16 protein-coding genes are annotated in these 14264 nt (G+C 53.1%); 5 read left to right on the top strand and 11 right to left on the bottom strand.

All coding sequences use genetic code 11. The features are described 5' to 3' along the window. Window positions 1-126: 126 nt before the first annotated feature. Genes otnC through AC2FGC_RS21765 form a run of 7 tightly spaced genes read right to left on the bottom strand, consistent with a single transcriptional unit; the run spans window position 127 to window position 6450 of the window. A complete protein-coding gene (gene otnC / locus AC2FGC_RS21735; protein ID WP_496727414.1) occupies window positions 127-768 on the bottom strand; it encodes a 3-oxo-tetronate 4-phosphate decarboxylase in 642 nt (213 codons plus the stop codon). Next, the gene (gene otnK, locus AC2FGC_RS21740; protein WP_496727413.1) at window positions 765-2042 is read right to left on the bottom strand and encodes a 3-oxo-tetronate kinase; all 1278 of its coding nucleotides are present in this window, start codon (window positions 2040-2042) and stop codon (window positions 765-767) included. The genes otnC and otnK overlap by 4 nt, the downstream gene beginning before the upstream one ends. After that, entirely contained in the window at window positions 2039-2836 is a 798-nt protein-coding gene (locus tag AC2FGC_RS21745) for an N-acyl homoserine lactonase family protein (protein WP_496727412.1), read from the bottom strand. The genes otnK and AC2FGC_RS21745 overlap by 4 nt, the downstream gene beginning before the upstream one ends. Then, entirely contained in the window at window positions 2833-3120 is a 288-nt protein-coding gene (locus tag AC2FGC_RS21750; protein ID WP_496783439.1) for a putative quinol monooxygenase, read from the bottom strand. The genes AC2FGC_RS21745 and AC2FGC_RS21750 overlap by 4 nt, the downstream gene beginning before the upstream one ends. Further along, entirely contained in the window at window positions 3120-4631 is a 1512-nt protein-coding gene (locus AC2FGC_RS21755) for a tripartite tricarboxylate transporter permease (RefSeq protein WP_496727410.1), read from the bottom strand. The genes AC2FGC_RS21750 and AC2FGC_RS21755 overlap by 1 nt, the downstream gene beginning before the upstream one ends. Before the next feature lie 4 nt (window positions 4632-4635). Beyond that, window positions 4636-5385 (bottom strand): hypothetical protein, encoded by a 750-nt coding sequence (locus AC2FGC_RS21760; protein WP_496727409.1) that lies wholly within the window; start codon window positions 5383-5385, stop codon window positions 4636-4638. Between the two features lie 57 nt (window positions 5386-5442). Continuing rightward, window positions 5443-6450 (bottom strand): Bug family tripartite tricarboxylate transporter substrate binding protein, encoded by a 1008-nt coding sequence (locus AC2FGC_RS21765; protein WP_496727408.1) that lies wholly within the window; start codon window positions 6448-6450, stop codon window positions 5443-5445. 135 nt (window positions 6451-6585) lie between these two features. On the opposite strand from AC2FGC_RS21765, the gene AC2FGC_RS21770 reads away from it, so the two are divergent. From AC2FGC_RS21770 to AC2FGC_RS21790, 5 genes are all read left to right on the top strand, one after another. Further along, window positions 6586-7674, top strand: coding sequence for an isocitrate/isopropylmalate dehydrogenase family protein (locus AC2FGC_RS21770; RefSeq protein ID WP_496727407.1), 1089 nt, complete (start codon window positions 6586-6588; stop codon window positions 7672-7674). Next, the gene (locus AC2FGC_RS21775) at window positions 7671-8702 is read left to right on the top strand and encodes a Gfo/Idh/MocA family protein (protein ID WP_496727406.1); all 1032 of its coding nucleotides are present in this window, start codon (window positions 7671-7673) and stop codon (window positions 8700-8702) included. Before AC2FGC_RS21770 ends, AC2FGC_RS21775 begins: the two co-directional genes overlap by 4 nt. Further along, window positions 8699-9376: a GntR family transcriptional regulator gene (locus tag AC2FGC_RS21780; RefSeq protein WP_496727405.1), complete on the top strand. Its 678-nt coding sequence runs from the start codon at window positions 8699-8701 to the stop codon at window positions 9374-9376. Before AC2FGC_RS21775 ends, AC2FGC_RS21780 begins: the two co-directional genes overlap by 4 nt. Window positions 9377-9591: 215 nt before the next feature. Further along, a complete protein-coding gene (locus AC2FGC_RS21785; RefSeq protein WP_496783441.1) occupies window positions 9592-10692 on the top strand; it encodes an Acg family FMN-binding oxidoreductase in 1101 nt (366 codons plus the stop codon). Then, on the top strand, window positions 10682-11131 hold the full coding sequence (locus tag AC2FGC_RS21790; protein ID WP_496727403.1) for a MarR family winged helix-turn-helix transcriptional regulator: 450 nt from the start codon (window positions 10682-10684) through the stop codon (window positions 11129-11131). Before AC2FGC_RS21785 ends, AC2FGC_RS21790 begins: the two co-directional genes overlap by 11 nt. A 216-nt stretch (window positions 11132-11347) precedes the next feature. Here the strand turns inward: AC2FGC_RS21790 and AC2FGC_RS21795 are convergent, their stop codons facing one another. From AC2FGC_RS21795 to AC2FGC_RS21810, 4 genes are all read right to left on the bottom strand, one after another. Then, on the bottom strand, window positions 11348-12520 hold the full coding sequence (locus tag AC2FGC_RS21795) for an adenylate/guanylate cyclase domain-containing protein (RefSeq protein WP_496783443.1): 1173 nt from the start codon (window positions 12518-12520) through the stop codon (window positions 11348-11350). Window positions 12521-12646: 126 nt separating this feature from the next. Then, window positions 12647-13201 (bottom strand): CIA30 family protein, encoded by a 555-nt coding sequence (locus AC2FGC_RS21800; RefSeq protein WP_496727401.1) that lies wholly within the window; start codon window positions 13199-13201, stop codon window positions 12647-12649. 11 nt (window positions 13202-13212) lie between these two features. Continuing rightward, complete coding sequence (locus AC2FGC_RS21805; RefSeq protein ID WP_496727400.1) at window positions 13213-13665, bottom strand: TspO/MBR family protein; 453 nt, start codon at window positions 13663-13665, stop codon at window positions 13213-13215. Between the two features lie 13 nt (window positions 13666-13678). Further along, a complete protein-coding gene (locus AC2FGC_RS21810) occupies window positions 13679-14182 on the bottom strand; it encodes an aggregation factor core (RefSeq protein WP_496727399.1) in 504 nt (167 codons plus the stop codon). Window positions 14183-14264: the final 82 nt, after the last annotated feature.

Here is a 14264-nt window from a genome sequence, read left to right on the forward strand (position 1 = left end):
ATGCGCTCCTGCTATTGATTTCGTGCATTAAATTCAAATGTGCTTGCCCATAACTTTGCGCGGTATTCGCGAATAATTTTGCACGATTTGCCCAAAAGTCGGCACACTCCCCCTTTCGGTGTCTGATTACATCCTTCTGAAAGTCTCATTGAGTTCTGCTACTTGTCCAGCATCCAATAAGCGGGTTGGCAGGCCGCGCAAAGCCACTAGCAGCTTAGCCGTTTCTTCCAGCTCTTCAGCTGCACAGACAGCTGAGAAGAGATCCTTTCCTGATACGACGGGACCGTGATTGGCTAATAGAACAGCACTATATTTGCCGCCCAGTTCGCGGATCAATTCACCGGATTTCGGGTCACCCGGCTTGACGTATGGAACCAGTTTGACCGTACCAACACGCATGACCATATACGGCGTCAGCGGTGGAATACAGTCATCTGGATCAGTGTCTTCGAGGCACGACAGTGCGGTCGCCCAGGTCGAGTGCAGATGAACTACGGCAGCCGCTTCCGATCTCGTTTCATAGAAGGCGTGATGCAGAAAGACTTCCTTGGTCGGCTTGTCTCCGGAGACGTGGTTGCCATCCAAATCAATTTTGGCAATGCGCTCGGGGTCGATATTCCCCAATGTCGAATTGGTGGGTGTCATAAGGATGCCTTCGTTCAGACGGGCAGAGACATTGCCCGCAGTACCGACAGAAAATCCACGCGCAAACAGAGATGCACACAACTCCGACATCTGCTGCCGCATAGCCCATTCATCCGAACTCATCGGCCTGCCTCCATCATTCTCAGCGCTTTCGCGAAAAAGTCTGGAGCGCCAAAGTTCCCAGACTTTAGTGCCATCGCAATGGGTTCAGTTTTTCCAACGCTCAAGACTGGTACGCCAGGGTCAATTTCTGGCCCAATTGACATGGCCGGTGACCCCAGTGCCTCAGAGACAGCCTTGGCGACAGCTCCCGACGTCTCTCCTCCTGCCACCACAAGGCGCTTGTACCCCGCTTCCGCTAGTTTTCGTGCTGTATCTGCAAAGAGACTATCCAGTTTTTTTGCCACAGCTTCCTGACCAAATTTGTTTTGGATCGCGCCCACATTATCCGGGCTTCCCGATGAATACGCGAGTGGCGCCTGACCCGGATGCGTTTCAAAGAAATCCAAAAGCGTTTGCGTGGTCACGTCCCCGGACATGACGCCCGGAACATTAATGGCGAAGGTCGGATGGGATTCCGCATGAATATTGATCTGCGTACGGGTCGCACCTGAGCAAGACCCCGCAAGGATCGCTTCGGGTCCAGCGATACCAGTGAACACACTGCCGGCACTTTTGGATGAAGTCTCTCTCAGGAAGTTTCTTGGAAGCCCCAGTGCTATACCCGATCCCCCAGTAACAAGCTTGGCATTCTTTAGAGCTTCGCCCCAGGCCAACAAATCTTCATCCGAAATCGCATCGCCAATTACAAATCGTTCGTCGGTCTTCTGCAAAGCAGCAGCAATCGCCTCTGATCCTTGCTCCACGGCGTCAATCGACACCAACCCGACCGCTTCTTGGGTCTGATGCTGCAACCATCGCCTGATGTTAGCATCCGTCATCGGAGTAAGAGGGTGATTTTCCATCCCAGACTCGTGCAACAGCTTACCGAGCACAAATAGGTGACCGTGATAGACGGTGCGTCCGGTTGCCGGAAAGGCCGGGCAGAAAACCACCTTTTGCGCGTCCAGCTCGTCGGCAAGCGCTTTCGCAACTGGGCCGATATTTCCTTCCGTCGTGGAATCGAAGGTCGAACAATACTTGAAGATGAACTGCTGGCATCCTTGATCCGCGAGCCACCGCAAAGCACTCAGACTGTCTGCAATGGCTTCTTCAACCAGTGCAGTGCGGCTTTTGAGTGAGATCACACCCGCTTCGATCTCTTCGTCGACCGGGATATTAGGAACACCCGGAAACTGCGCGGTTCGTATCCCACCTTCTGGCTCCATGCCCTTCGCCAAGGTGTTCGCAATATCACTCGCACCAGTAAAATCATCCGCTATGACACCAATTTTCATAGTTCGATGTCCCTCGTCGGCCCTGGGTCTAGCCTATAGATATGCGGCGCTGCACCGACTGGAAAAACCTCACGCACAAGTGGATCATGGCCGGGCACGATAAGTCGAGGATGCGAGGCCAACCTCTCGAGTGTCTCGAAACCATCCATCATGTCCTGTAGGTCGACGACAATGGGAAAGGCTTTGCGCGCCATGAAATTCTCATAGTAATGCGAGGCATCAGAGGCGAGCACCATCCACCCGGCTTCCGTCCTTACGCGAACGCATTGCAACCCTCGCGAATGCCCACCAATGCAGTGCACCGTGACCCCATCTATAATCTCGGCTTCTCCATCGTAGAACACGACCTTCCCTGAATAGAGACGGTTTACGACCTCGCAAATATGGCCCGCCGTGAAAGGTGCGCGCAGATGGTCGTGGCACATGCAGGGGCCTGTGGCGAAGGCCATCTCCGCCGATTGCATATGCAACTTCGCGTTCGGGAACATATGCAGCCCCCCCGCGTGATCATAATGAAGATGGGTCACGATAACCTCGGTTACCGCTTCCGGTGAAATGCCTAGGGGCCGCAGAGCCTCGCGAGGATCCATCGCAATGGGACGACCACGGGCGGCGGCCTCATCGGAGTCGTAGCCAGTATCGACCAGAATGACTTTGTTACCGCGTTGGAGCACCCAAACGAAGTAATCCATCGCGTGAGGCGCGCTGTGATTATCATCGATGATGAAACTATCAGCTCGCGTCCGGGCATTGCGATCCGCGTATTTCACGGCGTGGATTTCCCAATCGTTCATCGGATGACCTCGGAGTACTGGTGAACTACCTTGGTGGCGATCATATCAGCCACTGCCGTATCGAAGGCCTGAAAATGCGCGCTTCTTAGGTGGGCGGAGAACGCCGCGCTATCATCATAAACCTCATAGAGAAAAACTGTCTCAGGATCATCGCCGAGGCAAACGTCAAACTGCTGGCATCCGGGTTCTTCACGCAAAGAGGTCGAAGCGTTTTCGACCATCAGCGGCAAAAAGGTGTCTCTCGTACAGGGCTTGAGAGTGAAGGTGACAGTAACCACAAACATCAGACGGGAAGTCCTTTCAGACGTGAGAAAGCGCGCTTCGCGACAGGCAGTTGGCTGAGGATCAGACCAATGTTGAGCACCAGCAGAATGGCCGCACCGGGCCGCGAAAAGAAGACCGAAAGATCCCCATCCGACAAGAACAGCGACCGGCGAAAGGTTTCGTCAAACAGGCTGCCCAGAATAACCCCGATCACCAACGGCGCGATTGGGTATTTCATCAAGTTCATGAAATAGGCAACGGCGCCTACTCCAAGCATCAGGTAAAGATCATTGATGCCACCCCCAACACTGAAAGACCCAATTGTTGTTAGAACCATAACAACAGGCAGGAAAATGGTCTGCGGTATGGCGAGTATTTTGATAAAAACCCGAGCAGTGAACAGGCCCATCAAGAACATTGTCAGGGATGCCAGCACTAGGATTGCAACCACGCGCAGAATGATCTCGGGATCAATCGTCGGGCCCGGGATCACGTTGTTGATCTTGAAAGCCCCCATCAAAGCCGCGGCGGGTGGTGAACCGGGAATGCCCAAAACCAAAAGCGGGATTAGCGCGCCCCCAATGCAGGCGTTGTTTGCGGTCTCTGAGCACAGCAGACCTTCCAAAGAGCCTTTTCCAAACTTATCGCCCTCGGCAGATACGGTCTTGCCGACACCGTAACTGACCCAACCGGCGACATCTTCGCCCACGCCGGGAAGCGCTCCTACCCCGGTCCCGATCACTCCTGACCGGCCAATGGTCGGCAAGTAACGTCGAATAGAGCGAATGTTTGGAAGAATACGGCCTTTCAGAGCCAGAACTTTCCCGGCCTCAATGTGCCTTAAACCGTCGATGATTTGGGGAATGGCAAAGGCCCCCATCAAAACCGGCACGACCTGAAACCCGCTCATCAAGTAAGACCAGCCGAAGGTATAGCGCGGCTCAGACAACAAAGGGTCGAGTCCCACCATGGACATCGCAAGCCCGATCAAACCAGCGATCCATCCCTTAATCACCAGGTCTTCGCTCATCAAAGTGCCAGAAAGCAGAATCCCGAACAGGGCCAGCAGTGCTTTCTCCGGGCTTGCGATGTTTTTTGAAACCAAAAGCAACGCCCAGACAAAGATCAAAAGCGTGATGGTCCCGATAACCGTGCCAATGAAACTGGCCGTTGTGGTCAGCCCTAGTGCTTCGCCCCCTCGACCCGCTTTGGCCAGAGGGTATCCATCCATGGCCGTCGCCGCGCTGGCTGCTGTGCCCGGAATGTTCAGCAGAATAGACGGGTAAGAGCCGCCGTAAATCGCGCCGACATAGGCCCCGAGCAAAGCGATGAGCGAATAGTCCAATGGGATCTTGTTGCCGAAGAAACCCGTCAGGATCGTCACTGCCAGCGTTGCGGTCAGGCCGGGCAATGCGCCGAACGTGATGCCCAAGAACACGGATGCGATCAAATACAGATAGGTCAGCGGGTCTACTGCCAGGCCCACGAATGCGGTCCCAAATCCAGCCAGTTGCGAAAGGATAAAGTCCATCCGGTCAGTCTTTCCATAACGGACGCAGCGTCACGTAGTAGTGGTATTCGATTTGCTTGAAGATCAGCCCGCCGCGCGCGGGCACGTTCTGTCGGAATACAAAGGCCATCGCGCAAACGAGGATGAGCGGGGCCAATATCGCGACGCAGGGAACGACCCGCAAAACGCGTTCGGAAGCCGCTTTGGTCAACACCAAAAGTGATAGCGAGACCCATAGGGCCAGTGTAAACCAATCATCACCGTGTGAATTCCAGTCCGCCTGCGCGGGAAATACGGCGAACGCAAAAAGCCCGGCAGAGACAACTGCGATACAGGCCACCAAAGCACGCCGCGCGTAACCGCCGTAGTAGCCGTAGATCAAAGCTGTAATCAGTAACCCCGAGCACAAAATGAAGTCCACTCTGGGAACCAGTCCGACGACATAAGCAAGAAGGATCAGGCCTATTGTTGAAGCTCGATAGGCTTCCGACTTATCCCATCCGATGCCCAAAGCACTGAGCGCGTTTTGGGCCCCACCTGAGCGGATTGAAATAGCCAGCAAAACGAAGGACAAGCTAAGCAATCCACCGAAGATGAACAGCGGTACAATTGCAGCCGAGTTGTACCAATCCGATCCACTTACACCTGCGCGGTTTTCGCCCCAAAGTGGAATGTCCGATGTCTTCCAAAGAAAAAAGACGGACACTGTTATAAGAACAATTGCTGCCCAAAAGTCGCGCGACCGCATGACCAGTGTTTCGTCAGGTTTGTCCATTGCCTGCCTCCTGAGGGAAAGGGCGCGATCAAGCGCGCCCCTTCAAAATTGATCGGATTAGGGCTGCTCGATACCCAGCGAGGCCGGATCCACTGTGGCAGCGCCAAGGTCCTGCAAGGTGTAGGCAAAAGTAGCCTCGAGGTTCGCAAACAGTTCTTGAGCTTCTTCACCGTGTTGACCACCGACATCATAGTTGTTTGCAGAGGCCCATTCGGCGACGGTGTCGGAGGCAATAGCTTGCTCGAAGGCATCACCAAGCGCGGCCTTTACATCGTCCCCGGCTGAACTGTGAACTGCAAACCCGATGGCCTGTTTGAGCGGCAAATACTGATCAAGACCGTCATAGATGCCAAAGGCAGAAGGCACTGTTGCCCCTGCAATCTGCGCATCTTCGGGCGTCAACATCGCGAGCGGTTTAAGTTGACCGCCTTCAATCAATGGAGCCTGTTCAGCCAGTGACGTCACAACCAACGCAACTTCACCCGCTATCGCTGCTTCCTGCCCGGGCGCTGAGCCTTTGTATGGAACAAATTTGAACTCAGTCCCTGACCCTTTTTCGATGGCCAGAAGATTCAAGTGGTGGATCGAACCTGCGCCGGAAGCCGCCGCGGGAATAGTGCCAGGAGCAGCTTTCGCAGCGTCGACCAGTTCTTCCAGAGTATTGTACGGGCTGTCCACCGGAACCGAGATCAGATCAGGTGATCCGCCAACAATGAACGGATACCAAAAATCAAATTTCTTATCCCAACCACCCTGCACAGCAGCGGTGACGTTAGACTCTGACAAACCAACCAATGTATAGCCATCGTCTGGTTGGTTCATCACATAAACCATACCGTTGGAGCCTGCGACACCACCTGTTTGATTGATCACATTGATCGAGACCGGAAGATGTTTTTCCATCTCGGCCATGATCATTCGGTTGATCGTGTCCGTGCCACCACCGGCCCCCCAGACCACAGCTGTGGTGATATCACGATAGGGATAATCCTGCGCAGCAGCTGCCCCTGTAATCCCGGTCGCCATCACGGCTGCGGCCGCCAACCGCCCTAGCTTTAGTTTCATTTCCAAGCCCTCCCAAACAACTTTGCGTTTATTATTGCATTTATTTGCGTATACATTAAAGAATGCGTTGTCAACGGACTGTAGTGAGAGCTGCAATCGCGCTATGGATGCGAAACGGGAAGGAAGCGGGCTAAGATGAAGAAAAGTTATGATGTGGCAGTGTTCCAAGGGGACGGAATCGGCCCGGAAATCATGGCCCCTACGCTTGAAATTCTGCGCCAGCTTTCGCGCGGCAGTCCTTCCTACGAACTGGTGTTTACCGATGCTCCGGCAGGCGCAGGCCACTACGCCAAAACTGGAGAATCGTTTCCGGCCGGGTCACTCGAAACTGCACGCCACGCCGACGCGATTCTGCTATCTGCAATGGGTTTGCCGGATGTTCGCTACCCTGACGGAACCGAGATTTCACCGCAGATTGATTTGCGAAAGAAACTGGGACTTTTCGCTGGTGTGCGTCCTGTAAAAGTAAGCAGCGGACAAATGACCCCCTTGGCGCTGCCTCCCGAAAAAGAGATCGACTTTGTCTTGATACGCGAAAGCACAGAAGGGCTGTTCTTCACTCAAGGCGCTGGCGAAGTTACCGATGACGAAGCACGTGAAACTCTGCTGATCACTCGTGAGGTGTCCGAAAAACTGTTCCGGTTCGCGTTTGAGCTCGCCCAGAACCGCAAAAGAACCGGGCGCGGTCCGGGTCGAGTTACATGTGTCGACAAAGCCAATGTATTCCGCGCCTTTGCGTTCTTCAGATCGATGTTTGATGCAGAAGCCGCACACCATCCCGAATTACAGGCAGACCATGCTTATGTTGATGCTACCGCTCTGTGGATGGTTCAAAAGCCTTGGGAATTTGACGTTTTGGTCACTGAGAACATGTTCGGAGATATCCTCTCAGACCTTGGTGCGGGTCTCATGGGTGGTCTAGGACTGGCGCCATCAGCGGATATCGGGTTGAACCACGCTGTATTCCAACCCTGCCATGGTTCCGCTCCGGACATTGCAGGACAGGGTATTGCCAACCCGTTTGCGATGATTCTGTCCGCAGCAATGATGCTTGAATGGTTGGGGTTCACCCATGATCACCCAGAACTGTCCAGCGACGGTGAACGATTGCGCGAAGCGGTGGAAAAGGTGACTGCGAACGGTCGGAACCTGACGCGGGACTTGGGTGGCACCGCCGGAACGCAGGATGCAGCCTCATCGGTATTGGAAGCATTGCGGGCATGAATACTCAACAAGCCATCAGGGTCGCGTGTGTGGGCGCAGGGTATTTCAGCAGGTTCCACTACGAAAGCTGGTCCCGAATGCCCGGAGCGGTTCCGATTGCATCCTGCAACCGTGATATCAACAAGGCGGAAGAAACAGGACTGGCCGCTTACGATGATCTGTCAAAAATGTTGGAGGCGGAAAAACCAGATCTCGTGGACATCATCCTTCCACCTGTGGCGCAGGCCGACGCCATCCGAACGGCACTGCGCTCTGGTATCAAATGGCTGATTTGCCAAAAGCCATTTTGCAAGTCTTTGGATGAAGCTGAGAAGATCGTCTCCGAGGCTGAAGCAGTTGGGGCAACTATTGTTGTACACGAGAACTTTCGCTTCCAGCCTTGGTATCGCGCAATCAAAGAGGCAATGACCGAGGGTCAAATTGGTACACCTCTCCAAGCTACTTTCCGGCTTCGACCCGGCGACGGACAGGGACCACGCGCCTACTTAGACCGGCAGCCGTACTTTCAGGACATGCAACGTTTCCTTGTTCACGAAACAGCGGTTCACTGGGTAGACACATTCCGATTTTTGTTCGATACGCCCAGCGCAGTTTATGCGGACTTGCGCCAAGTTAACCCAGTTATCGCAGGCGAGGACGCAGGTTACATCCTGTTTGACCACGCCAACGGTTTAAGAGCTCTGTTCGATGGCAACAGATGCCTTGACCACAGCGCCGAAAACCTGCGTCAGACCATGGGCGAAGCGCTCATCGAAGGAACGGAAGGATCACTGGTTCTTAACGGCGACGGTTCAGTCGAGCTCCGCGCTTTTGGAAAACAGGAGCGACAGCAGATTTTACCTCCGAGCGATCATGATGGGTTTGGAGGAGACTGCGTACACGCCTTGCAAAGTCACGTCGTTTCAGGCCTTGTAAAGGGCACGCCGCTGGAAAACACAGCTCGAGACTATTTGGACGTGATCCGCATCGAAGAGAACATCTATCTCTCGGCTGCGGAGGGACGAAAGATCAACCTGGAGACCCCGTGAAAGATCAGGACGCAAAAACTCTTTCCAATACGCAACGCGCTGTTAGGGATTTGCGAAAGATGATCCTGTCCGGCGAACTTGCAGCCGGAACTGACCATCTGGAATCGGAACTCGCCGAGACCCTTGGCATGTCCCGCACCCCGATACGGGAAGCTGCACTGATGTTGGAAAGTAAGGGGTTGCTAGAAATGCGGCCCCGAAAGGGCGTGCGGATACTGCCTGTTTCATCAGACGATATGCGTGAAATTTACGACATACTAACGGAACTTGAGAGTCTCGCAGCACAGCGCGCAGCCGAAGCGGGTTATTCAGAAGATGAACTGGCGGTACTTGCTGGCTCAATTGCAAAGATGGACCAAGCCATCGAAGTCGAAGACCTAGAAGCCTGGGCCGAGGCCGACGAGTTGTTTCACCAGGAGCTCGTTCGGTTGGGCGGCAACAAACGTGTCGAAGCGATTGTCGCCATGATGAGCGACCAGGTACGTCGCGCGCGCGCAACGACGTTGTTCATCAGGCCCCTGCCCGTCAAATCCAATGAAGATCACCGGGTTGTTTTCCAAGCGATTAGTGAAAGTCGACCGGATGTCGCCCGTGAACGTCATCGAGAACACAGGCTGCAAGCACAGGCTATGCTTTGCGGGATACTCGAAAAGCATCGGCTCACCAGCCTCTGATCTTCTCGTGTCCGGTCGTTAATCAACTAAAATAACTGCCTATTTTCGGCATAAAAGGCGCTACGAATACTTGTCTACAACGGCAGTCCGCCGTTGCGTTCGGCTGTTCTGATTTACTTTTTTCAAGTCACTCAACCAATCACTGCATCGATTGGGGTTGATATAGTACGGATTCGTATTAAACTAGTTCGATATCGTACTATTGGAGAGTCAAGATGCCAAACCGAAGACGTTTTCTCAAGATTCTAGGCGGAGGCACAATACTGGCGGCAAGCGGTGCGGTTGCGTTCCTCGCTACACGCACGCCGCATGCCGCGCTGGCTCCGTGGACGCCAAAACCGTATGACGACCCACGCAAAGCCGCTTTGTCCTACGCAATTCTCGCCCCCAATCCACACAACTTGCAACCTTGGCTGGTCGAGTTGGTTGGACAAGACAAGGTGCGCATCCACCGTGATCCTGATCGCGAGCTTCCTGAAACCGATCCTTACAACCGCCAGCTCTATATTGGCCTCGGCGCATTTGTTGAGACGATGATTCTAGCAGCAGGTGCTCTCGGGTTCGATACCGAGGTCAAGTTACTGCCAGATGGGGATGACGGACCCATCGCAGAAGCAGTGTTTGTGCCAGGCGGGACATCCGATCCACTATCAGATCAAATCCGCAAACGGCATTCCAACAAAGGACCATACACTGAACAGCGGCTGTCCGAGGCGGAAACGTCGGTCCTTGAAAACTATGCCACTCTGATTTCCGATGAGGATCTAGTGGCCCGTGTTCGAGACCTAACGAAACGCGCTTTTGAAATCGAAATGCGTACACCGCAGACCTTGAAAGAGTCCGTCGACCTCATGCGGATCGGGAAAGCAGAAATCAACGCCAACCCGGACGGGATTGAATTACGTGATCCCATGCTGGAAACGCTGCGACTTACCGGCTTGTTGGATAATGAGACCCTTATGAACGTTGACCACCCAGGCACTCAGTCACACATGCGAGGCTACTTCGCCATGCTAGACGCGACGCCGCAATACGCAATCCTTACGACAGCCACAAATACGCGAAGCGATCAACTCGATGCCGGACGTCAATTGATGCGTTTTTATCTGAAGACAACCGAAATGGGCCTGGGCGTTCATCCGGTTAGTCAGGCACTTCAGGAGTACCCTGAGATGGCCGATGAATACGCTCTGGCGCATGAGCTTCTTGCGTCGCCGGGCTACACGGTGCAAATGTTGCTGCGTTTGGGGTATGGACCTGAACCAATTGCCACACCCCGCTGGCCGCTGGAGACACGAATTCTGAATGAAGCCTGAGGATGAGCCCAACGAAGTCTACCGGTTCTTCACCGAGGTCGGGATCATCAATCAGTTGATCTCGACCAAGCTTGAAGCGTTCTTACCTGGCAGAATGACCGCAACCCAATTTGGCATATTGGGCCACCTGGTCCGGCGCCCCGAGGGAGAGACACCACTGCAACTTTCGAAAGCGTTTCAAGTGCCCAAAACTTCGATGACGCACATGCTCTCCAGTCTTGAAAATCATGCCCTGATTACCCTTGAAGCCAACCCCAATGATAAGCGTTCGAAAATTGCTCGGTCTACACCGGAAGGCGTAGAGTTATTGAAAGCTTGTATGGAGCATATGTCAGAAGCTCTTGGTCCAGTTTTGTTCGAACTGGGGCCTGAACCGTTTCACAGTTCTTTACCTAATCTGACCCTCATTCGCGAAACATTGGACCGTGAGCGGGACTAGGCGCAACCTGCGTCAGCTTAAGCAAGCAGTAAAATTCTCAAAACATCATAAAGTCTCCGCCCGTGGGAAGCAGCAGTGATCCTTCCGGCAAGGTGGGCGTGTAGTCAAATGTCACAATCTTAGAACGTGGAAATTGATAATGAACGATGTGCTTCAACGCATGGTGTATGCAATTCCCGTTTGCCAATGCCACAACCACCAGAAGCACAAACCATATTAAGGCGCACGTTCAGAGAGAAAGAACAGCTCAATTGGCTGAGCAAGGCCACGTATTTCGTGATCTCCACAGCTGACGAACATGTTTGGTGAAGCACTTGCAACAGCTGACGTCGCCAAAACTCTCCGACCGATTGATTTTGTTAAGCCTTCAATTCGGCTTGCGACGTTTACCGCGCCGCCCAGAACTGTAAAGTCAAGCCTGCCGGGGCTGCCGATATTACCGTAACTGACCTGCCCAACGTTAATTCCAACACCAATGTCCAAAGGCGGTTTTTGAATACCGTCTCGTCGTGAATTGAGAGAAGTCAAACCACTCAATTTGCTCTGGGCTGCGAACGCTGCCATGCGGCATCGGTCGGCGTGGTCATTTTGAGTTTCAATAGTAAAGACTGATAGGATGCCGTCGCCCATGAACTTGAGAACGTCTCCACCGTTGTCTTCTACGGCTTTGACCACCAGATCAAAATAGTCAGTAAGCGTGTCAAAGATTTCTTCTTCCGGAGAGGTCTCGGAAAGTGCCGTAAAGCCTCGCAGATCAGAAAACATAACCACGGCATCCAGAGTTGTTCGCTCACCGCGCTTTATTTTGCCGCTCCAGACTGCCTCGGAAGGTCCATCTCCTAAATAAGTTCGAAGTAAACCTTTAGACGATTTGCGCATCGTAACGGGCTCAAGAGCGGAAGAAAGGCCCGGTAATGCCGCTTCAATCAGTCTTAGATGCTCCAGAGAGAATCCGTCCGGCGACTGCGTAACAAAGGTGCAACCATGCAACGATCCATCACCGTAATAGAGCAAAGTAGCATAGTAGTCAGTGCCGCCCTGCTCTGCAAATTCCAGATAGGATGAATGCTCTGTTTCTAAGTCCAGTTGCCGGAGACTTTTGTGAAGTGGCTTTCTGTTCGCAAGAATATACTCGAATGAACTCCCGACATAACCATCTGTCAACATCGTCTCATGGGTGACGTCGTAGCTGTCGGTGCCTTCAGGCGTCCAAACTACCCCCCAAGCAATAAGCAATGGGTTGGCAAAGCGCTGGCCAATGTTTGTTCGCCACAGCGGAACTCCGGCCTCGATCAAGGAGGAACAGAACTGTGACACCACCTTTACGGGATTGCCGGAGCGACGACCTTCTGTAATCAACCATTCGGTTAGTCGAGCGACTTGTTCCATGGAACCAAGTTAGTCGCTTGCAAAAGACGAGCAAAGACTATTGGAATTGCATAGTCGCTCGTATTTATTGAGCCGCCTAATCTGACTGGTGCAACAGAAGATTGCAGCCCCTCGCTTGGGCGAACTTCAATAGAAACCAATCCTGCTGACATCTACGAGGACTTCGTGATCGCGCCCGAAGGCTACAACTCCAACTGAGGTGATTTCGTCAGCAACGGGAATAGCGCGTAACATAGCACCTGAAGCCTTGAAGTCAGACAGAGGTAAAGAGACTTCGGTCCATTCTTCAGAAGTTGCGAACTGGGCCTGATAGTATTGCCATGGAAGCACCGTGCCACGTGTCCTGAGGTGAACGAAGTATTGTTCGCCGTTGCCCCGGACCAAGAGCCTGACGCCCGAAACACTCGCATCTGGTCGATCAGGCAAATTGCGTCGAAACTGGATGAAGCCACCGTTGTTTTCTGTACTCACGGTTCCGGTCAGCCGGGCGAATGCAACTTCACCTTCCGAACGAAACTGCACCTGCCCTGAAGAGACCCCTCCCATAACAGTGTCGGCAACGTAGTCCCAACGCGTCTTTGGAGCCTCGGAGAAGTCCTCAGCGAGATTTCCATCAGCCTGTGCCATTGTAGATCCGATGATAATTAGACCTGAAACAAGCCCAACGAAGTTGCCACGCATATTGTTCTTCCTCAGTTCAATATCGCAATGGAAAGGTTAAGCGCCGTGGCAAATGCGACCCATGCTAAATACGGCAGGAAGGCCAGTCCAGAGGCTCGATCAGTGTGCCTGACTTCAGCGATGAACACGACGATGACAGCCAGCAACGCGACAATGACCACAAGGGCCAACCACTGCATTTGCAGTACGAAAAAGGTTGGGGACCATAAAAAGTTCAGACCCATCTGCGCCCACCACAACTTCATGGTGGTGGAGCTTCGGTCTGCTTCGAACTGGCGCCAACCCGCCATGGCGATCAACACATAAAGCACTGTCCAAACCGGACCAAAAATCCAATTTGGTGGGTTGAAAGCGGGTTTAGAAAGCTGCGCATACCAATCGCCAGGTGCAGTCAGTGTCCCGATCAGGATGCCGCCTCCCAACATCAGCGCAAGAAATGCTATACGGATCAACAAATTCGACATTGCGGGACTGCTTTTAGCAATCCTTGGTCGTCACGTTGACAAGCGCTTCGGAAGAGAAGGTTGCAGTACTGGTCTTATCCGCATCGGAATAAGACACCGTGGCGCCTTCGATCTCCGACCCTGTTACGGTGATTTCGCGTTGCCCGATGGTGTCATCTACATCGATGGTAAAGGCTAGTTTGTCCCCAGCTGCAAGGGAGGCGATCTTAAGTTCAATTGTTTTTTGCCCGTCCACAACTGAAGGAAGTTGACGCAATGCATCAGCGCCCTCAACGAATTCGAGAGGTTGGAATACCTCTACACCTGCGCCTTTTTCGGTAACGTCGAAAATCAGACGTCCGGCAGATTGCGACAAGTCGATTTTGAGGGTCGAGGCATCTACTTCGCACGCTCCGACATTTGTCAAAACAAAACGGTCCTTGGGTGCGCCTTCTATGAAACGAATTTGTACACCAGCTTGAAGCGAAGTAGCTGCAAACAATCCAAGTGTCGCGGTAAGAATACTCTTCGAAAGCATAATTATCTCCTTTCTAAAAGGTTCTTGATAGATACGCTTCGGCGGGTTTCTTGGATCAGACTTACGTCGTTTGACTATCGTG

This window comes from Ruegeria sp. CDSC054 (assembly GCF_059610645.1).